Source organism: Flagellimonas algarum, from assembly GCF_040513375.1.
GTDB lineage: Bacteria > Bacteroidota > Bacteroidia > Flavobacteriales > Flavobacteriaceae > Flagellimonas_B > Flagellimonas_B algarum.
On record NZ_JBEVTG010000001.1, the window covers coordinates 1 to 20014 of the forward strand.

Genomic DNA, 20014 nt, shown 5'->3' on the forward strand with positions numbered 1-20014 from the left:
ATTGACCTCCGGGACTACTGGTTCCGTATTCTTTGCCGGTGCCGGGGGCACGGCAACCGAAGACAATGCGGAGTTGTTTTGGAACGATGCCGCAAATTCGTTGGGTATCGGGTTGAATGATCAAAGAGCCGATACCAAACTACATCTTAGAGAAGCTAAGCCGTATCAGCTAGCCTACCCACTTATTCTTCAAAATGAGGGTGATGAGTTTACCCCGACGGGAAGTGTCAACACCACAACCGGGATTCTCTTCTCCGTAGAAGCATTATCCGATTACGGCAAAGGGGCATTGGTGTATGAAAGGACCCAAGGTTTCGCCCGTGGGGACTTCCATTTCTTGCAGAATAACGTTGGGAACAACAGCGAGGTCGATTTAGACGATAAAGTAATGACCATCAAAAGCAACGGTAATGTGGGTATCGGTATCGATCCGACTGAAAAATTACATGTCGATGGGGACATCCTTGCAACCGGAACCATTACCCCTGATTATGTCTTTGAAAACTATTTCAATGGTTTCAGTGTTTTGAAACCTACGTATCAAATGATGAGTTTGAAAGAAATCGAAGCGTTTACAAGAACTAATAAACACCTTCCTGGTGTGCCATCCGCGAGTCAAGTTGCCGAAAAGGGTGGAATATTGATCAATCGTGCTACGGAAATCAACCTCGAGAAAATCGAAGAGCTTTTCTTGCACACCATTGAGCAAGAAAAAGAAATCGAGGCCCTCAAAGAAAAAAACGGGGCCTTGACCGAAGCGTTGGAAGCCATGAAAAAGGATATGGAAACCATCAAGGCTTTATTGTTGAACAAAAGCGAAGGACAACAATGAGATCGATCGTCTTTTTGATCGCACTTGGGTTCGCCTTTCCTGGTTTTGGGCAAGCGCTACACAACAGCGGCATGCTTCGTTTGCATGACAACGCCCAAATCGGCTTGCATACCGATTTGATCAATAACGGCCCACTTGAGGCCGATACAGGAAGTGTATTCGGATTTTATGGCACCGAGCAAAGCTTGGTGACCGGCGCCCTAGTACCTCAATTGTACGATATCGAATTGCTCAACGGCCAAGGGGTAGTCTTACAAACAGGCCTTCGAACGACCAATAACTTCAACTTCATCCTGGGCCGGATCTTTACACCAAAAGATAATGCCGGGGTGTTCTTGGAATTTAACGACCAGGCCTTTTATGTAGGTGATAACGATGAAAACCATGTCGATGGTTTCGTGGCCATCACCGACAAACGCGAATTCACCTTCCCAGTCGGGGCGGCGGGGCAGATCCGTAGCCTGTATATCGAATCATCAGGAAACAATGCCTTTTCAAGTTGTGCCTATTTTTTTGAAGATCCTTCCAATCCGGTTTCCATAAACACGAATTTCGATACCGAAACGAAAGTTCGCGATATCGGTATGGTATCGAACAATGAATTTTGGGTTTTGACAGGGGGGGTGAGCTCCCAGGTAACCGTCAGTTGGAATACCAACAGCGGATTGGCAAATATCGCCAACGAAGCTGACGATATCGTATTGGTCGGTTGGTCGAAGAGCAACAACCAATGGGTATTATTGGGTAAAAGCTCCTTGGTCGGTGATGTGAACGAAGGCTTTCTTATTTCAGATTCGTTCGTACCCGACGATTTCGCGGCCATTACCTTCGGCACCGTTCCGCTGCCTTTAGACACCTTTGCCGTCAACAACCCCACCCTAGGCAACTACTTTATGTCGCCCAATGGTGATGGCATCAATGAGAACCTGATCTTTGACAATATCGAGGGTACCGGGCGCAACCAAGTCGCCATTTTTACGCGAACGGGGCAAAAAGTCTTCGAACAAACCGATTATACCAATGAGTTTACCGGGGTTGCCAATGTGAACGGGGTGGTCCTCAATCGCGAAATCGGTCTTCCTGAAGGGATCTATTACTATACCATCTCGCTACTCGATGAAGAGTTGGAGTACCAAGGCTTCGTCTTCATCGATCGTTAAGGATTTTTTGTGGGAATTTCTTTAGTACCTTTGGCATAGCACCTTAACACCGCGCATGCAACGAAGAAATTTCATCAAAACGACCGGGCTCGCAGGGCTGGCCGCCACGGCCTTTCCTTACCCAGCCTTTGCACAGGAAGTCGAATATTCCGTACTCGAACTTATGGGAAAAGTGGATATCGAACTATTCGGCTCCGATATCAACTTACGCCAGGAACCTTATGAGGCCTTCCTCAAAATGAAGAAAGCGGCCTATAACGATGGTTTCGATATCAAAATCGTATCGAGTTACCGAAATTTCTATCGCCAGCAAGCCATTTGGGAGCGTAAATACCTCCAATATACCGATGTCGATGGAATGGCCCCTATGGAAGCCATCACCAAGATCATCGAATACTCTACCATTCCGGGTACGAGCCGGCACCACTGGGGCACTGAAATCGATATTATCGACGGTTACCGCAAGACCACTGGAGACGTATTGTTGGCCGAAAAATTCGAAGGGGAAGGACCCTTCTCGGGATTAAAGCAATGGATGGACGAAAATTCGGAGGATTTCGGTTTTTATCTGGTGTATACCGACAATTACTTCCGGAAAGGCTTCAAATACGAGCCCTGGCATTACAGCTATGCGCCGAATTCGATACCGATGCTCGAACAATTCCGAAAAAAGAACATCTTCAAATTGATCCAAAATGAAGAATTTGAAGGGGTGGAGCATTTTACGACCAGCTTCTTGAAAACCTACATCCACGATAACATCCTTGATATCAATCCTGCATTGCTGTAAGCTTTTTTCGTATCTTGAAAATCGCTTAAAACACTGACACATGAGAAGTAGGGGTAGCTGGAAGATCCGAATATTCATCGGGCTGGCCATCGTGGCATTCGCCTTTATCCAACGTTGCAACAACAAAGAGGAGAACCCGTATACCGGCCGGGTACAGAACATCAATATGACCGCTGATCAAGAAATTGCCATTGGACTTCAAAGTGCACCCGATATGGCACAACAGCACGGCGGGTTGTACCCAGACCAGCGGATGCAGGCCTTTGTCGATGCCGTGGGTCAAAAATTGGTAAACAGCAGTATCGCCAGGGAGACCCCGTATCGGTACGAGTTCCATCTTTTGGCCGATGACCGTACCATCAATGCCTTTGCCCTACCCGGTGGACAATGCTTCATTACTTATGCCCTTTTCAAGCAATTGAACGAAGCGCAATTGGCCGGTGTATTGGGTCACGAAATCGGCCATGTCATCGGTAGGCATTCGGCAGAGCGTATTGCCGAAAGCAGTTTTTGGCAAACCTTGACCATGGGGGCCACGGTAGGGGCCGATATGGGTGGTTTGGTGCAGGGCATCGGACAGAACACCCTATTGAAAAATGGCCGGGGTGACGAGCTCGAAAGCGATGACCTTGGGGTGTTCATCATGATGCAAGCCGGTTACGACCCCTATGAAATGATCAAGGTCATGCAGATTTTAAAGGAAGCGGCAGGTCCCAACCGGGTGCCCGAATTCCAGAGTACGCATCCTGATCCCGAAAACCGTATTGAGAAAATAAAAGCGGCCATCGAAAAATATCGCGGTCGATAAAATCAGGCCACTCACCGATATTCTATGGCCGTTGGCCATATTTTCGTAGCTTTGGTATACCCAAATCAATACAAGTTACTTAACCCTATCGCTTATGCTTCTAAAGGCATAACAATGGGAACAATAACACATTTCAAACAATTGTACACCGAGGCGTTTGACAACTGCAAACCGGAATCCTTGGTATTGATCTTGAAAATCTATTCGATATTTTGCGCGGCCATGTTGTCTATGGCTTTCTATGCATTTATATATAGGGCTTTTACCGGATTTAAATTTTAAGATTCCTTTTACTTGAACACTATTAGGAAGCGAAAAACCCATTGCAATGCAATGGGTTTTTTGATTGATGGACAAACTCCGTTATCTCCTCATAGCTTCTTTGATGACCTTTAGGGCCGCTTTGGCATTCGAAAGTTCGGCGTATTTCTTAACCGTGTAGCCCATATCACAGCGTTTTTTCAGATCCGCCCCATTGGCGATCAATAGTTTCAAGATTTCAGGTCGGTTATACCGGGCCGCGTAATGCGCGGGGGTTTTCCCCAAGGATTTTTGGTTGACGTCTTCCCCCATTTGGATCATCTTCTTGACCATATCCAATTGGCCTTGCATGACCGCTTTGCAAAAGGTGTTGATTTCGAAGGCAGCTACCGCTTTTGCTTCGCGGTGGACTTCATACACTTTCTTGCCTTCATGGGCGTCGAGGGTCGGGAGCGCGAGCAGAAAGGTCGCCCCCAAGGTTAGGATTGTTTTTCTCATGATGAACGAATTTTTGATTATAGATTGTTTCGATATACAAATAGACTGTCGTAATACCCTGAATGTTACGACCTTAACACTTATATAACGATACTTTAACAGCCTCCCGATGATTGTTTACTTTCCCGTCATTTTTTAACCGAAATCATCACTTTTTACCGGTCAAAAACATAAAACACCCTATTTTTGAAGCTTAATGAAAAGCTATGGCCAAACGTGTGATTTTAATGATTTTGGATGGATGGGGTAAATCCCCGGATCCAAAAGTTTCCGCTATCGATCAAGCGAACACCCCTTTTATCGATTCGCTGTACCAAACCTATGCAAGCGCCGATCTATTGACCGATGGGATGCATGTCGGTCTGCCCGAAGGACAAATGGGAAATAGTGAGGTCGGTCATATGAATTTAGGGGCAGGACGGATCGTTTACCAAGATTTGGCCAAAATCAACAAGGCGGTCAAGGAAGACAGCTTGAAAGACGAAACGGTTTTGAAAAATGCCTTTGCCTATGCCAAGGACAACGACAAGTCGGTGCACTTTCTGGGCTTGGTCAGCGATGGTGGTGTACACAGCCATGTCGACCATCTTAAAGCGTTGATCGATGCCAGCGCCTCAGCCGGTGTCGCCCGGTCGTTCATCCATGCCTTCACCGATGGCCGTGATGTCGATCCCAAAAGTGGCAAGGCCTTTTTGGCTGACATTGAAAGCTATTGCGCTGCGACCCCAACGAAAATCGCCAGTGTCATCGGTCGTTATTTCGCCATGGATCGCGACAAACGTTGGGAACGGGTGAAAAAAGCCTATGCCCTATTGACCCAAGGCCAGGGCAACGTGGTCAGCGATTTGGGTGCGGCCATGCAAGCCAGTTACGATAAAGGCACCACCGATGAATTCATAGAACCCTTACTCCTCGATGCCGAAGGCACCATCAAAACCGGTGATGTCGTGGTGTTCTTCAATTTCAGGACCGATAGAGGGCGAGAATTGACCCAGGTCTTAAGTCAAGAGGACTTTGCCGATTACGACATGAAAAAGCTTGATCTGCATTACGTCACCATGACCAATTACGACGATTCTTTTAAGGGTATCGAAGTAGTTTATGATAAGGAGAACATCAAAGAGACCTTAGGGGAGGTGATCGCGAATGCCGGTAAAAAACAAATCCGAATCGCGGAAACCGAAAAATACCCGCATGTTACCTTTTTCTTTAATGGCGGTCGTGAAGCACCTTTTTCGGGGGAATCGCGCTTGCTTTGTCCGTCGCCAAAAGTGGCGACCTACGACCTAAAGCCTGAAATGAGCGCCTTTGACATACGCGATACCATCCTACCCGAACTCCAAAACCAAACGGCCGATTTCGTTTGTTTAAATTTTGCCAATCCCGATATGGTGGGGCATACCGGCGATATGCAAGCCGCTATAAAAGCCTGTGAAACCGTCGATTCCTGCGCGAAGGATGTGATCAACACCGGCTTGGAAAATGGGTACACTACCCTGGTCATTGCCGATCATGGCAATTGTGACACCATGGTAAACCCAGATGGCAGCCCAAATACGGCCCATACCACCAACCCTGTGCCCTTGATCTTGGTCGACCCTAAGTTGCGCGCAATCAACAATGGGGTCTTGGGTGATATCGCCCCGACGATTTTAGATCTAATGGGCATTGCACAGCCGCAGGCCATGACCCAACATTCGTTGCTCAGGTAGTTTACTTTCTTTGGCTTATTCGAACTATCTTTGCTGCCATGCTACGAATCAAGACCCTTGAGGAAATCGAACTGATGCGTGAAAGCGCCTTGGTGGTCTCAAAGACCTTAGGAATGCTGGCCGCGGAAATCAAACCGGGAGCGCATCCGCTCAAATTGGATAAAATGGCAGAGGATTTCATCCGCGACCATCAGGCCGAGCCCGGCTTTTTGGGAATGTATGATTTTCCCAACACCTTGAACTGGAGTCCGAACGCCCAGGTAGTCCATGGGATTCCCGGAAATGAGGTCCTACAAGAAGGGGATATCATTTCAGTCGATTGCGGTGCCTTGAAAAATGGGTTTTACGGCGACCATGCCTATACCTTCGAAGTCGGCGAGGTCGATGAAGCGACCCGCAAATTGCTAAAGGTGGCCAAAGAATCCTTATACCTGGGCATTCGCGAATTCAAAGTCGGCAACCGTGTCGGTGATGTCGGTTTCGCCATCCAACGACATTGTGAGTCCCACGGGTATGGTGTCGTACGGGAATTGGTCGGGCACGGTCTGGGTACCGAACTGCATGAAGACCCCCAAATGCCCAATTACGGGAAACGGGGCCGCGGAAAGAAATTCCAGGACGGAATGGTCGTTGCCATCGAACCTATGATCAATAGGGGCACTCGACGCATCAAGCAATTGAAAGACGGATGGACCATTTTAACGGCCGACAACCAGCCTAGCGCCCATTTCGAGCACGATGTGGCCTTGATCGATGGGCGGCCCGAGTTGTTATCGACCTTCCAATACATCTACGACGCCTTGGGGATCACAAGTGAGGAGGAAAACGAATTTCGAAAGTCGTTGACCCAGAACTGAACCCGAACATGAAAAAGGTCTTTCAATTTTTCCTCAATTTAGTTCCAAGACCATTTTTGATTACGATCAGTTATTGGATCCGACCCGCATTGGCATGGTACTATCGCGGCTCGGCATTCACCGACCCCATTGACGGCAAAGGATTTCGAAGTTTCTTGCCCTATGGGTATGAGCAACCTAGGGAGAACGTATTGTCGCCCTCTACCCTTTCATTGGAGCGGCACCGTTTGTTATGGTTGTTTTTGCAAAACGAGACGGATTTTTTCGAGGCGCCTTTGTCTTTATTGCATTTCGCCCCCGAACAGGCCTTTTACAAGCGTTTTCAAAAACTAGCGAACCTCGATTATACAACAACCGATCTGAATTCCCCTTTGGCCGATGTCAAAGCCGATATCTGTGACCTTCCTTTCGAAGACGATAGTTTTGACGTTATTCTTTGCAATCATGTCTTAGAGCACATCCCTGACGACGAAAAAGCCATATCGGAATTGTTCCGGGTGATGAAAAAAGGGGGTTGGGGTGTATTTCAAATTCCCCAGGATCTAAATAGGGCCGAAACCTTTGAAGACGACTCGATCACCGACAAAAAAGAACGGGCCAAGATTTTCGGCCAATACGACCATGTACGCATTTATGGACGCGATTACTTCGACAAGCTCCGACGGGCCGGATTTACCGTAAAGGAAATACCCTACGCCCAACAGTTGGGAACGGAAAAAATCGACACCTACCGACTCGCTCCTACGGAGGTCATACCCTGGGTCAAGAAATAATTTAGCGCCTAACCCGCGATTCGAAGCCGGGAGTCATGAACTCCGAAGTCAGTCCGGCATCGTCCAAATAGATGATGTACGCTTCCAGGCCGGTGGTTTCGCTAAGTAGCCGTTTCGTTGCCTCCAACTCCATGGCCATAAAAGCCGTAGCATAGGCATCGGCAGTGGCGCAATCAGCAGCGATAACGCTGGTGGCGAGTACTTTTGCATTTTTGGTAAAGCCGGTTTTCGGATCTACGGTATGTACGTATTTTTTACCGGTCTCAGGGTCTTCCCTGAACTTTCGATAGTTGCCCGACGATGCCATGGCGGCATCCTGTAGCGCGACTACGTTTTTTAATTGCCGTACCCCCTCGGCTTGGGGATCATCGATACCCACAGTCCACGATTTTTGGCTGATGGTATTCGTTCCTTTACAGAGGATCTCCCCCCCGAGTTCGATGAGATAATCGGAAATCGCATGCTTATCGAGCAAGGCACCCAACCGATCCAGGGTATACCCCTTAGCAACGGCGTTGAAGTCGAAATAAATAGCCGGATGTGCTTTTTGTATCCGACCGTCTGCCAACAAACGTACTTTTTCAAAACCTACGTAAGTCAGCAGGCTGTCAACCGTGATACTGTCCATTTGTTGTTGTGCTCCGGGCCCAAAACCCCATGCGTTCACCAAAGTACCGACCGTTGGATCGAAATACCCATCAGTGGCTTCGAATATCCCTGCCGACAACTCGAAAACCTCACGGAACATGGTATCGACGACAACGGTAGAATCGCCTTTGTTGATCCTCGAGATATCGGAATCGGGCCAATAGGTCGACATCGAACTATTCACCACGTAGAACACCGAATCAATGGCCTCTTGGAGTGCATGATCTTTTTCGGTGATTATCGTGATGGCATAGGTCGTACCCAAAGCGTTACCGGTATAGCGGCTTTTCTCTGATACGGGGGAATCGGCGCAGCTCATGGCCAAGAGGGTCAAAACGGCTATAAGGCAAGGTGTCAACTTCGATTTCATAGTTCAACAAGTCCTTTATAATCAACGATATATTCTTCATCCAACAGTACCGGACCCATACGATCCCGGGCGTTCGAAAGGCCTACACCCGCATAATAGGTCTTGGCTTCGAACTTATCGGCATGATCTTTCATTTTTTGCAGCAGTTCCACATCATAGGTCGTTGGATCTTCAGGATACGGCACATTACGCACAATGATGAAATGCAAGATCTTGTCCTTAAGACATACGAACTGCGGGTTCTTTTTGGGTTTGCTATTGACTGCCATGAATTCGAAGCCGTCCGCTTCCAGTTGGCGGCCGACAATGTTCATCGCTAAGTTGTGCAATTCTTGTTCCGATAAGGGTTTGCCCATAGCTTTTGACAAAAAAACCGATACGTGGGTCGTATCGGTTGTGTTGTTGTTTGTATTCTGGATGCTCTTGGATTGTCGATCAGCCTCCGAAATCATCGAAGCGGATATGCTCATCGGGAATTCCGAAATCCTCGCCCATTTTTTGAACCGCTTTGTTCATCAATGGTGGGCCACAGAAGTATAACTCGATATCTTCTGGGGCATCGTGATGGTTCAGATAGTTGTCGATCACACAATTGTGAATGAATCCGACAAAACCATCCCCTGCCTCATCGTCAATATCTTTCTTGACCGTCCAATTATCCTCTTCCAAAGGCTCGGAAAGGGCCATATAGAACTTAAAATTCGGAAAGTCACGCTCCAATTGCTTGAAATGATCGATGTAGAACAATTCACGCTTCGAACGACCACCGTACCAATAGGTTACTTTTCTATTGGTTTTCAAGGTTTTGAAGAGGTGGTACAAATGGGAACGCATCGGGGCCATTCCGGCTCCTCCACCTACGTACAACATTTCCGACTCTGATTCATTGATAAAGAATTCACCGAACGGACCTGAAATGGTCACAGGGTCTCCTTCTTTCAAACCGAAGATATAGGAGGAGGCCACCCCTGGGTTGACATCCATCCAGCCGTTTTTCGAACGATCCCATGGTGGGGTCGCAATACGGACGTTCAACATGATCTCACGTCCTTCAGCAGGATAAGAGGCCATGGAGTATGCGCGTTCTACGGTCTCTGGGTTTTTCATCACCAACGGCCATAGGTTGAACTTGTCCCACTCGTTCTTGAACTTATCGGGAGTTTCGTGTTCTTCCGGATGCGCGGTGATATCGATATCTTGGTATTTGACCTCACAAGGTGGGATCTCGATTTGGATATACCCTCCGGCCTTATAGTTCATTTCTTCCGGAATCTCCACAACGAACTCCTTGATAAAGGAAGCTACGTTGTAATTACGGACTACTTTGGCAGCCCATTTCTTGATTCCGAATACTTCTTCAGGAATGGAAATCTCCATATCCTGCTTTACTTTGACCTGACACGCCAAACGAGCCCCATGTTGCAGCTCTTTACGGGAGAAGTGCGGGGTCTCGGTAGGTAAGGCCTCACCACCTCCTGCATGCACATGGCATTCACACTGGATACAGGTTCCACCCCCACCGCAGGCCGAAGGCAAAAAGACCTTCTGGTTTCCTAAGGTCGACAGCAAGGTACCCCCTGAAGGCACTTCGATTTTCTTCTCTCCATTGATGGTCAAGGTAACCGGACCGGATGGCGATAATTTTTCTTTGGTGAAAAGCAAAAGTGCCACCAAAAGCAATAATAAGATCAAAAAGGCTACGACCGTAATCAGGATGGTCCCTCCCGTACTTGTGGCTAAAATCATTTTCCTTGGTTTACTGCTTCGTTATAAGAGATCGCTTTTTCGTCCTCCTCGATCTCGTTTTCAATTTTTTCTTCATCGACCGGTGTTACCGTTTCCGATTGTTCAGCGGTTTGGGTCTCCCCTTCCGGCGGTTCGTTGTCGCCAGTCAACATGCCTCCGAAACTTTGAAAACCGATACCCATTAGTCCTGTAATGATAAAGGTTATCCCTAGTCCGCGTAGCGGTGCCGGAACGTTGGAATAGCGGATTTTCTCGCGAATGGCCGCGATGGCCAAAATGGCCAAAAACCAACCGATCCCGGAGCTGACCCCGTAGTTGAACGCCAATCCCAAGGTAGGTATCTCACGTGCTTGCATGAACAAGGATCCCCCTAAAATCGCACAGTTCACGGCGATCAAGGGCAAGAAAATCCCTAAGGAATTGTATAAGGCCGGAGAGAACTTCTCCACAACGATCTCGACCAATTGAACCATGGTCGCGATAGTAGCGATAAATAGGATGAAGGATAAGAAGCTCAGGTTATAGTCGGCATATTCAGGGCCCAACCAAGCCAAAGCGCCGTCGCGCAATAGGTATTGATCGAGCAACCAGTTCAAGGGTACGGTCACCGCCAATACGAATATTACGGCCGCACCAAGTCCGACGGCGGTACTTACTTTTTTAGAAACCGCCAAATACGAACACATTCCCAAGAACACGGCGAAAACCATGTTGTCTATGAAAATGGACTTAAAAAATAATTCTAGATGTTCTAACATAATCGCTATCTCTTTTAAGCTTCCTCAATCAATGCTTTGTTTCGTGAACGCTGTACCCAAATGATGATCCCCACCACGATCAATGCCGCTGGTGGAATGATCATAAAGCCGTTGTTTTCATAACCGATGGAATACAGTCCGGTCTTCGTAATGGGATCCCCCAATACCGGGATACCCAATAAAGTTCCTGAACCCAAAAGTTCCCTAAAGAACCCGACGATGATCAATATGACCCCATAACCAAGGGCATTTCCGATGCCGTCCAAAAACGACTTCCACGGACCGTTACCCAAAGCGAAGGCCTCGAACCGCCCCATGATGATACAGTTGGTGATGATCAATCCTACGAAGGCTCCAAGGGTCTTGCTCAATTCATAAGCAAAGGCCTTCAACACCTGGTCGACGATAATCACCAGGGTGGCGACCACGATCAATTGTACGATGATCCGAACTTTCGACGGGATGATGTTACGCATTAAGGAAATAACAACATTACCCACACCCAGTACGAAGATGACCGATACGGCCATCACGATGGAGGCCTGTAGTTCAGCGGTAATCGCCAGGGCGGAACAAATCCCCAAAACCTGGATGGTGATCGGGTTGTTATCCGCTAAGGGATCCAAGATGAGATTCGCATCTTTTTTCGATAACAATGCCATATTATTTGGTTCTAATTGTTTCTAAATAAGGTTTGTAGGCTTTCAAGGTTTCTTTGATCATGGCCGAAACCCCATTTCCTGTAATGGTCGCACCTGCCAGGGCATCGACCTCATTATCGGCCTTGTCATTGTTCAAAGGGTCATTATTTCCTTTGACCACATTGACACCGGCATAGCTGTTTCCGTCCATCAAGGATTCCCCTACGAAATCATCCATGAAAAAACGCATCTTGATATTGGCTCCCAACCCCGGGGTTTCCCCCTTATGGTCGAAGTACACGCCTTGTACCACCATTTCCTCATCCAACGAAATGAAGCCCCAGATGGCGTCCCAAAGGCCTTTTCCGTACATCGGGATGATGTAGAATTTCTTGGCATCCTTTTCCCCGATGAACAAGGGCAGCTTGGCGTCCTCGCCGTTTTTCAGCGCACTAAGTTGTTTCTTCAGGTCAATCAAATAGGCTTCTTCTTGGGGTTTCACCTCCCCATTCACGATGACCAATTGCTCTTTGATATATTTTGAAAACTCTTCCTCGACTTCGGTCGTCGGGATAAAATTCACATCACCAGCGCCTTCATTGTTGTTGACACCCATGGCGTACAGGATGTTTTGCTGCTTTTCAAACCGTTCGTTCTCATCGATTTGAGGTCGAAGTCCGGAGGCTAAAAAGGCCAATATGGTACCCACCACCACGACCATGATCACGGCGAACAAGACGGTATAGGAATTCTTTTCGGTATTGATTGCCATAGCGCTAAACTGTTTCTGCTTTTAATTCTTTTGCTTCCCCATCGGTGATTTTCGGATGGATGGTTACCGTTTTCAATCGCTTCATCCTTCGGTTGACGTTGCCGCGAACCACATAGTGATCGATGGTCGGCGCGAATACGTTCATCAACAAGATGGCCAAAAAGACCCCTTCAGGATATCCTGGATTGAAAACCCGGATCATGACCGAGATGAACCCGATAAGGAATCCGTAAATCCATTTACCACGGTTCGTCTGTGCTCCGGTCACTGGATCGGTCGCCATAAAGACGATTCCGAAGGCCAGCCCCCCGACGATCAAATGCTGCCAGAATTCAAAACTCATCAATCCGTAAAACTTACTGTATTCGGGAATCCAGCCCGCATCGACGATACCATTGAACATCAAGCCCATGACCAAGGAACCGATAACGGCACTCAACATGATGCGCCAGCTGGCGATTTTCGTAAAGATCAAGAACAGGCCACCCAACAAAATCAACAAGGTTGACGTTTCACCGACCGAACCTGGGATAAAGCCCATGAACATTTCCATCAAATCGTATTTGGCAAATGCCTCGGCATTGTTGCCTTGGGCCAAATACCCCAAAACGGTTTCCCCGGAAATGGCATCGGCCGTACCTGCGAGGTCGACAGCACCATGAACCCATACTTTATCACCACTCATCCAAGTCGGATAGGCGAAGAACAAAAAGGCACGGATGGTCAATGCCGGGTTAAGGATGTTCATCCCGGTCCCTCCGAATACTTCTTTCCCGATAACCACCCCGAAAGCGACCGCAATGGCCAACATCCATAAGGGGGTATCGACAGGTATGATCAACGGCACCAGCATTCCGGTTACCAGATATCCTTCTTCCACTTCATGCCCTTTGATTACGGCAAAAACGAATTCGATCGCCAGACCGACACCATAGGATACGATGACCAAAGGCAATACGGTGATGGCGCCCAACCAGAAGTTATCCCAAGTCAGGAAATGCTCGAATAGCGAGAACTCGGCAGGAAAGCCATTGATGGCCGAATAGTGTTGGTATCCGGCATTGAAAATACCGAAGATCAAACAAGGCACCAAAGCCATGATCACGGTATTCATCGTGCGCTTCAAATCGTCGACGGCCCTGATGTGCCCCCCGGAATGGGTGGTTTCATTGGGCGTGTACAAAAACGTATGGAGGGCATTGAATGCCGGGGCCATTTTTTTGCCTTGATACTTAAGTTTTAGCTGATGGAGTTTTTCTTTCATTCCCATACTATCCAATTTCTTGATGTAACAAATCGAGTCCTTCCCTGATAATCTGTTGGTGCGGTTGTTTCGAAATACAAATGAATTCCGTTAACGAAAAATCCTCGGGAGCGACTTCATAGAGCCCGAGCTGTTCCATTTCGTCCAGATCTTTGACCATACAGGCTTTCAGTAACTGCATGGGGTAAATATCCAATGGAAAGACTTCTTCATAACGGCCTGTAACCACAAAGGCCCGATGTTCCCCATTGGTATTCGTATCGAGATCGTATTGTTTCTTTTTGTTCAACCAAGAGAAGGTCAATGCCCTGGTCGAGGATATTTTGTTGAAAACGGGTTTGTTCCAGCCGAAGAATTCGTAATCGTCGCCTTCCGGAATGGCACAAACCGTGCTGTTGTAAAAGCCAAGGTACCCATCAGGACTGGCTTTGGTACCCGTCAAGACGTCACCGTTGATCAATCTGAAATTATCACCATTTACCCCACTGGCGTACAAAAAGGTCGAAAGTTCCGCGCCGATTTTGGTCGTGTAATATTTCGGGGCCTTCACGGATGATCCTGCCAACGCTACGGTGCGTTCGGCGTTGAATTTTCCGGTCAAAAGCAATTCCCCGATAATGATCAAATCTTGGGGGTCGACCGTCCAGACCACTTCGCCTTTATTGACCGGGTCTATTTTATTGATCTGCGTACCGACCAAACCAGCCGGGTGAGGCCCGCTTACTTGATGAAGGCTCACCCCATCAATGTTCGCAAAGACGGAACCGGAAGCGTTCTTGACCCCTACATGGATCTTTCCAGGGGTCATTTTCGTTAGGGCGGTAATTGCGGCTTGGATCTCGGCTTCCTTTCCCGCTAGAACGTATTCAACGTCGGCAGCCAGTGGCGCCGTCGCGATGGCCGAAATAAAAATCGCCTTGGGGGTATTCACCGGGTCGGCGATGATCGCATAGGGCCGTTGTTTGATAAAGGGCCAGCAGCCTGAAGCCAAAAGGGTTTCCCTTACGGCTATCCCATCCATTGTATCGATGGCCGCTTTCTTACCCGTGGCGAACTGTTGCTCTTTGTCGGCTAGGATCTTGATCGTCAAGATGCGCCTTCTGGCACCCCTAACGATTTCGACCAACTCTCCGCTGACAGGCGACACGAACTGCATGGACTCGTTGTTCTTATTGTAGAACAACGGTTCACCGGCCTTGACCTCAGCCCCTTGTTTGACCAACATTTTGGGTGTAATTCCGTGAAAATCGTCTAGGTTCAGGGCGTATACGTTGCTCGTTACGGCTTTGGAAGTAGTCTGTTCAGCAGCCCCGACAAGGTTGATGTCCAACCCTTTTTTGATTCGGATGTCTTTAGACATATTGTAGTAGACCTTTTGTTATCAAAATTGCACGCAAATTTACTACTTAAAGCATTATGATTATAATAATTGGCTAGAAAATTGGGATTACGTCGAGCTTAATTTACAGGGCATGCTTTTTGTTTACCTTTACCCCGAAAATTCGATGTAAATGCGCATTTTGATCAAACAATTCATGGCATGTTTGGCTTTGGGCCAGTTGCTGCACGGGCAAGTGCAGGAGGAAGTCAATCCGCCCGCCCATATCAAGACCATCGTTTTCAAGGGACCTACCGAAGATCAATTCCCGGTTTTACAGCTCAACGAATCCTTGACTTTGGAATTCGACGACCTTACGGCCAGCGAACAGGATTATTATTATAAAATCGTGCATTGCGATTACGATTGGACCCCCTCCCAACTGCTTAAATCGCAGTATTTGGTGGGGATGGACAATCAACGCATCATCGATTATGAAAACAGTTATACCACCCTTCAACCGTATTCGAACTATCGCTTGACCCTACCGAACGACCAAATCAGGTTCAAGGTCAGCGGCAATTATGTGCTCGAAGTGTACAACAGTTATGGCGAACTGCAATTTTCGCGTCGCTTTGTCATCTATCGCGATCTGGTGCGCGTGGGCGGAGTCGTCAAACGTTCACGTGATTTCGAATTCCTGAACGAAAAACAAGTGGTGCAATTCAACATCAACACCAGTGGTTTTCCGATCGTCAACCCGAAACGCGAGATCAAGGTCGCTTTGATCCAGAACCATTTTTGGCCCACTGCCATTTACAACATCAAGCCCCAGTTCACTTTGGGCAACGAACTGGTCTATAAATACGACCAAGAAACGAGCTTTTACGGGGGCAACGAATTTTTGAATTTCGACACCAAAGACCTCAGGGCACCCACTTTCGCGATATCGGATATCGAATTCAAGGAACTGTACCACCACTACCTTTTTCCAAACCCTTTTCGAAACGACCAACCATACACCTATTTTCCGGATATCAATGGGGATTTTATCGTCCGCACCCTTCAAGGGGATGATGTGGCCCGTGAAGCCGAATACTCCATGGTACACTTCAGTTTGCCCTATACCAGTGCATTGGGTCTTGACAATGTGTATGTCTATGGAAAATTCAACAACTACGACCTCAACGACGAAAACCGTATGACCTACAATGAGGAGAGCGGGAATATGGAACTGACCTATCCGATAAAACAAGGGTTCTATAACTACAAATACGTCATTGAGCGTGAAGATGGTACGATCAACCTCAACTACGTAAGCGGCAACTTCCATTTTACCGAAAACAACTACATGATCCTCGTGTACTATCGCAATTTCGGCGACCTCTACGACAGCATCATCGGCATCGGCAATACCAATTCGAGGACAATAAGCAATTAAGTATCTTTAAGGCCGTAACCAAACGACCTATGGCGGATAAAAAGGGAGGGCTGATATCCAAAGGACGGTACGAACTCAAATTCAGGGGTACCGAATGCACCAATTGCGGCCACATCATCGATGTGAGCGACAAGTATTGCCCCAACTGCTCCCAAGCCAATAGCACTAAAAGATTGGTCTTAAAGGATTTCTTCGATGAATTCGCCTCAAGTTTGATCAATTACGATTCGAAATTATTCAAGACGCTTTATGCCCTCTTACTAAAACCCGGTACGATCACGAAAGATTACATTAGGGGTAAACGGATTTCATATACCAATCCGTTTCGATTTCTGTTCAGTCTGGCCTTCTTGTATTTTTTGATGGTGACCTATGACAATGGCTTGTCGGATTTGGACGACTTGGACTTGGAAAACAAAATCGAACAGACCGGCCCGATGTCGTTCCGCTTCAACGAAGATGGTGATTCGGCCGAACAGGATACGGTATCCTTCCAAGAAACGACCGAACAGGTCTTTCAACAACTCGATTCGTTGGAGAACATCCCTGAGCAAACCATCCCGGGTATCGGCAGTATTGATTCGTTGCAGACGATCATCAATACCGGTATCCGCGAGGAAGCGCGAAAGGATTCGTTCATGCTTGCCGACCCCAAAGGGTATTTCGCCGCCCTACAAACCGATGGTTCGGGAAGTCTATTGGAACGGATGGAGTTCTTCTTCACCTTTATCCAAAAAGATTCGATCAAGAATTTCGAAGAGGCCCGTGAAAAATTCGCCGTTGACGACAGCTTTAAAAACAGGATGGCCTTCAACGGTTCAAAGAGTTCCTTAAAGGCCATTGCCCAACCCGGCACTTATTTGAACAATACGATTGCCAAAGTCCCGCTGGTGATTTTCTTCTTCCTTCCGATCTTCACGATCTTCATTTATTTGGTTTACATCCGTAAAAACCATACCTATACCGATCATTTGATCTTTAGTTTCCACAACCAGTCCCTTATGTTTATCTTGCTGATCCTTAGCTGGATGATAGATTCCATATTTGGTACTGCCTCTGTGGGCATCTTCTTTCTGATCTTCGGTTTTTACCTGTACAAGGCAATGCGGAGGTTTTACGGCCAAGGAAGGTTTAAAACGATTGTTAAATATTTGTTTCTGAATACGGTTTTTACAATATTGGCATTCTTCACGGTGCTTTTGTTGTTTACCGGAAGCGTATTTACGTATTGATATGATCACACAAGTTACCAAAGGAATCAAAGTATCGGTGCAGACCAGTTTTGAAGGCACCTTCTTCAAGAACTACAAAATGCACTATGCCTTCGGCTATACCATTACCATTGAAAACCAATGCAAAGAACCCATGCAGCTCACCTTGAGGCATTGGGATATTTTCGATTCGTTGAAAGAGATGGAGACTATTGATGGTGAAGGTGTGATCGGCAAGAAACCGGTCATCAAACCGGGCAAATCACACACCTACAGTTCAGGGGCCCTCTTGGCCTCACCCATTGGTGCGATGAAAGGACATTACGAGATGGTCAATTTGGTATCCTCCGAAGAGTTCGTCGTCGAAGTACCGACCTTCAAGTTCGCCGCTCCTTTCGCGCAGAACTAAACCTGGGCACATCCTTTAAATTCGAAAACGGTTTCGTTACCTTTGCCGAAATTCTAATCTTAATAAAATTTCGACCATGGGTAAAGGTTTTTTTCATGTTCCTACAGCGATCAATGAACCCGTAAAAAGTTATGCACCCGGCACCCCGGAAAGGGAAGCCGTACTGCACCAATACAAAGCCTATTTCAACGGTGAGGTAGAGGTACCGCTCTATATCGGATCGGAAGCCGTCAAGACCGGCGCGACCAAGCCGATGTCACCCCCGCACGACCATCAACATGTGGTCGGCACCTATCATACCGCAGACAAAGCCTTGACTGAAAAAGCGATTGCGAATTGCTTGGAAGCCCGAACCGCATGGGCCGATTTGACCTGGGAACAGCGTGCGGCGATATTTTTGAAGGCAGCCGAATTGATCGCAGGGCCTTACCGTGCGAAAATCAATGCCGCTACGATGATCGCCCAATCAAAAACCATTCACCAAGCCGAAATCGATGCCGCCTGTGAGTTCATTGATTTTTTGCGTTTTAACGTAGAATTCATGAGCCAGATCTATGAAGAACAACCGGATTCGGCCGAAGGTATTTGGAACCGGGTCGAATACCGCCCCCTTGAAGGTTTCGTATACGCCATTACCCCCTTTAATTTTACCGCCATCGCAGGAAACCTTCCGGCAAGTGCGGCGATGATGGGCAACGTCGTACTGTGGAAACCCAGTGACAGTCAAGTGTTTTCAGCCAAAGTCATCATGGATGTTTTTAAAGAGGCCGGATTGCCCGATGGCGTAATCAATATGGTCATGGGTGACCCCGTGATGATTACGGAAACCGTATTATCAAGTCCTGACTTTTCCGGACTCCACTTTACCGGATCCACCCATGTATTCAAGGAACTTTGGAAACAGATCGGAACCAACATCCACACCTACAAAACCTACCCAAGGATCGTGGGCGAAACCGGCGGTAAGGATTTTATCATTGCCCACCCCTCCGCAAAACCACAACAAGTCGCAACAGCCATAACCCGCGGAGCTTTCGAATTCCAAGGGCAGAAATGTAGTGCGGCTTCAAGGGTGTACCTCCCAAAATCGACTGCCGATACGATTTTACAAGCCGTCAAAAAAGATGTTGAGAGCTTCAACAAGCCGGGATCCCCTGAAGACATGTCGAATTTCATCACGGCCGTGATACACGAAGGCTCTTTTGATAAATTGGCCAGCTATATCGATGGGGCAAAAGCCGATGCAAACGCTGAAATCGTCGTTGGTGGCGGTTATGATAAATCAAAAGGCTATTTCATCGAACCTACGGTCATCTTGGCCAAAGATCCGAAGTATACCACCATGTGTACCGAACTCTTCGGCCCTGTAGTCACCGTCTATGTCTATGAAGATGCCGATTGGAGCCAAACTTTGGAGTTGGTCGACGGCACATCGGAGTACGCCTTGACCGGTGCGGTTTTGGCCACTGACCGCTATGCGATCGATGAAGCCACCAAAGCCTTGCAGAACTGCGCAGGTAACTTCTACATCAATGACAAACCGACCGGGGCCGTTGTCGGCCAGCAGCCTTTTGGAGGTGCACGGGCATCTGGAACCAACGACAAAGCCGGATCGGCGCAAAACCTCTTGCGTTGGGTTTCACCACGATTGATCAAAGAAACCTTCGTAACCCCTGAAGACTATCGATATCCATTTTTAGGGTAAGCATATGAAAGCACGACCTTGAGCATCATCGTTCAAGGTC

20 protein-coding genes and 1 pseudogene are annotated in these 20014 nt (G+C 47.6%); 12 read left to right on the top strand and 9 right to left on the bottom strand.

Annotated elements, in window-relative coordinates; genetic code table 11:
- The 5 genes and pseudogenes from ABV409_RS00005 to ABV409_RS00025 all read left to right on the top strand — a co-directional run.
- Positions 1-832, top strand: a pseudogene (locus ABV409_RS00005) (hypothetical protein); the annotation flags it as partial.
- Entirely contained in the window at positions 829-1992 is a 1164-nt protein-coding gene (locus ABV409_RS00010; protein WP_353875377.1) for a T9SS type B sorting domain-containing protein, read from the top strand. The pseudogene ABV409_RS00005 and the gene ABV409_RS00010, both read left to right, overlap by 4 nt.
- 55 nt (positions 1993-2047) lie before the next feature.
- Positions 2048-2782: a M15 family metallopeptidase gene (locus ABV409_RS00015; protein WP_353875378.1), complete on the top strand. Its 735-nt coding sequence runs from the start codon at positions 2048-2050 to the stop codon at positions 2780-2782.
- Between the two features lie 40 nt (positions 2783-2822).
- Positions 2823-3590: a M48 family metalloprotease gene (locus ABV409_RS00020; protein WP_353875380.1), complete on the top strand. Its 768-nt coding sequence runs from the start codon at positions 2823-2825 to the stop codon at positions 3588-3590.
- Positions 3591-3704: 114 nt separating this feature from the next.
- On the top strand, positions 3705-3872 hold the full coding sequence (locus ABV409_RS00025; protein ID WP_353875381.1) for a DUF6747 family protein: 168 nt from the start codon (positions 3705-3707) through the stop codon (positions 3870-3872).
- Positions 3873-3953: 81 nt separating this feature from the next.
- Here the strand turns inward: ABV409_RS00025 and ABV409_RS00030 are convergent, their stop codons facing one another.
- On the bottom strand, positions 3954-4349 hold the full coding sequence (locus tag ABV409_RS00030) for an ankyrin repeat domain-containing protein (RefSeq protein WP_353875383.1): 396 nt from the start codon (positions 4347-4349) through the stop codon (positions 3954-3956).
- A 206-nt stretch (positions 4350-4555) separates the two neighbouring features.
- Between ABV409_RS00030 and gpmI the strand changes: the two genes are divergently transcribed.
- The 3 genes from gpmI to ABV409_RS00045 are packed head-to-tail and all read left to right on the top strand — an operon-like array spanning position 4556 to position 7691.
- Entirely contained in the window at positions 4556-6061 is a 1506-nt protein-coding gene (gene gpmI / locus ABV409_RS00035) for a 2,3-bisphosphoglycerate-independent phosphoglycerate mutase (protein ID WP_353875385.1), read from the top strand.
- Positions 6062-6099: 38 nt separating this feature from the next.
- The gene (gene map, locus ABV409_RS00040) at positions 6100-6918 is read left to right on the top strand and encodes a type I methionyl aminopeptidase (RefSeq protein WP_353875387.1); all 819 of its coding nucleotides are present in this window, start codon (positions 6100-6102) and stop codon (positions 6916-6918) included.
- A gap of 8 nt (positions 6919-6926) precedes the next feature.
- A complete protein-coding gene (locus ABV409_RS00045) occupies positions 6927-7691 on the top strand; it encodes a class I SAM-dependent methyltransferase (RefSeq protein WP_353875389.1) in 765 nt (254 codons plus the stop codon).
- Position 7692: 1 nt separating this feature from the next.
- Here the strand turns inward: ABV409_RS00045 and ABV409_RS00050 are convergent, their stop codons facing one another.
- The 8 genes from ABV409_RS00050 to ABV409_RS00085 all read right to left on the bottom strand — a co-directional run bounded on the left by ABV409_RS00050 (position 7693) and on the right by ABV409_RS00085 (position 15250).
- Positions 7693-8709 carry an FAD:protein FMN transferase gene (locus ABV409_RS00050; protein ID WP_353875391.1) on the bottom strand — a complete coding sequence of 339 codons (1017 nt, stop codon included), beginning with the start codon at positions 8707-8709 and terminating at the stop codon, positions 7693-7695.
- Positions 8706-9065: a DUF8840 domain-containing protein gene (locus ABV409_RS00055; protein WP_353875393.1), complete on the bottom strand. Its 360-nt coding sequence runs from the start codon at positions 9063-9065 to the stop codon at positions 8706-8708. Before ABV409_RS00055 ends, ABV409_RS00050 begins: the two co-directional genes overlap by 4 nt.
- A 79-nt stretch (positions 9066-9144) precedes the next feature.
- Positions 9145-10455 (bottom strand): NADH:ubiquinone reductase (Na(+)-transporting) subunit F, encoded by a 1311-nt coding sequence (nqrF, locus tag ABV409_RS00060; protein ID WP_353875394.1) that lies wholly within the window; start codon positions 10453-10455, stop codon positions 9145-9147.
- Positions 10452-11213 carry an NADH:ubiquinone reductase (Na(+)-transporting) subunit E gene (nqrE, locus tag ABV409_RS00065; protein ID WP_353875395.1) on the bottom strand — a complete coding sequence of 254 codons (762 nt, stop codon included), beginning with the start codon at positions 11211-11213 and terminating at the stop codon, positions 10452-10454. Before nqrE ends, nqrF begins: the two co-directional genes overlap by 4 nt.
- Before the next feature lie 14 nt (positions 11214-11227).
- Positions 11228-11875 (bottom strand): NADH:ubiquinone reductase (Na(+)-transporting) subunit D, encoded by a 648-nt coding sequence (locus ABV409_RS00070; protein ID WP_353875397.1) that lies wholly within the window; start codon positions 11873-11875, stop codon positions 11228-11230.
- A gap of 1 nt (position 11876) precedes the next feature.
- Entirely contained in the window at positions 11877-12626 is a 750-nt protein-coding gene (locus ABV409_RS00075; RefSeq protein ID WP_353875399.1) for a Na(+)-translocating NADH-quinone reductase subunit C, read from the bottom strand.
- Between the two features lie 4 nt (positions 12627-12630).
- Complete coding sequence (locus tag ABV409_RS00080; RefSeq protein ID WP_353875401.1) at positions 12631-13896, bottom strand: NADH:ubiquinone reductase (Na(+)-transporting) subunit B; 1266 nt, start codon at positions 13894-13896, stop codon at positions 12631-12633.
- Position 13897: 1 nt separating this feature from the next.
- Positions 13898-15250, bottom strand: a complete 1353-nt coding sequence (locus tag ABV409_RS00085; protein WP_353875402.1) for a Na(+)-translocating NADH-quinone reductase subunit A — start codon at positions 15248-15250, stop codon at positions 13898-13900.
- A 151-nt stretch (positions 15251-15401) separates the two neighbouring features.
- Between ABV409_RS00085 and ABV409_RS00090 the strand changes: the two genes are divergently transcribed.
- The 4 genes from ABV409_RS00090 to pruA all read left to right on the top strand — a co-directional run bounded on the left by ABV409_RS00090 (position 15402) and on the right by pruA (position 19974).
- Entirely contained in the window at positions 15402-16649 is a 1248-nt protein-coding gene (locus tag ABV409_RS00090; protein ID WP_353875404.1) for a type IX secretion system plug protein, read from the top strand.
- Between the two features lie 29 nt (positions 16650-16678).
- Positions 16679-17881: a DUF3667 domain-containing protein gene (locus ABV409_RS00095; protein WP_353875405.1), complete on the top strand. Its 1203-nt coding sequence runs from the start codon at positions 16679-16681 to the stop codon at positions 17879-17881.
- A gap of 1 nt (position 17882) precedes the next feature.
- A complete protein-coding gene (gene apaG, locus ABV409_RS00100) occupies positions 17883-18269 on the top strand; it encodes a Co2+/Mg2+ efflux protein ApaG (RefSeq protein ID WP_353875406.1) in 387 nt (128 codons plus the stop codon).
- A 76-nt stretch (positions 18270-18345) separates the two neighbouring features.
- Entirely contained in the window at positions 18346-19974 is a 1629-nt protein-coding gene (pruA, locus tag ABV409_RS00105; RefSeq protein WP_353875407.1) for an L-glutamate gamma-semialdehyde dehydrogenase, read from the top strand.
- Positions 19975-20014 lie beyond the last annotated feature (40 nt).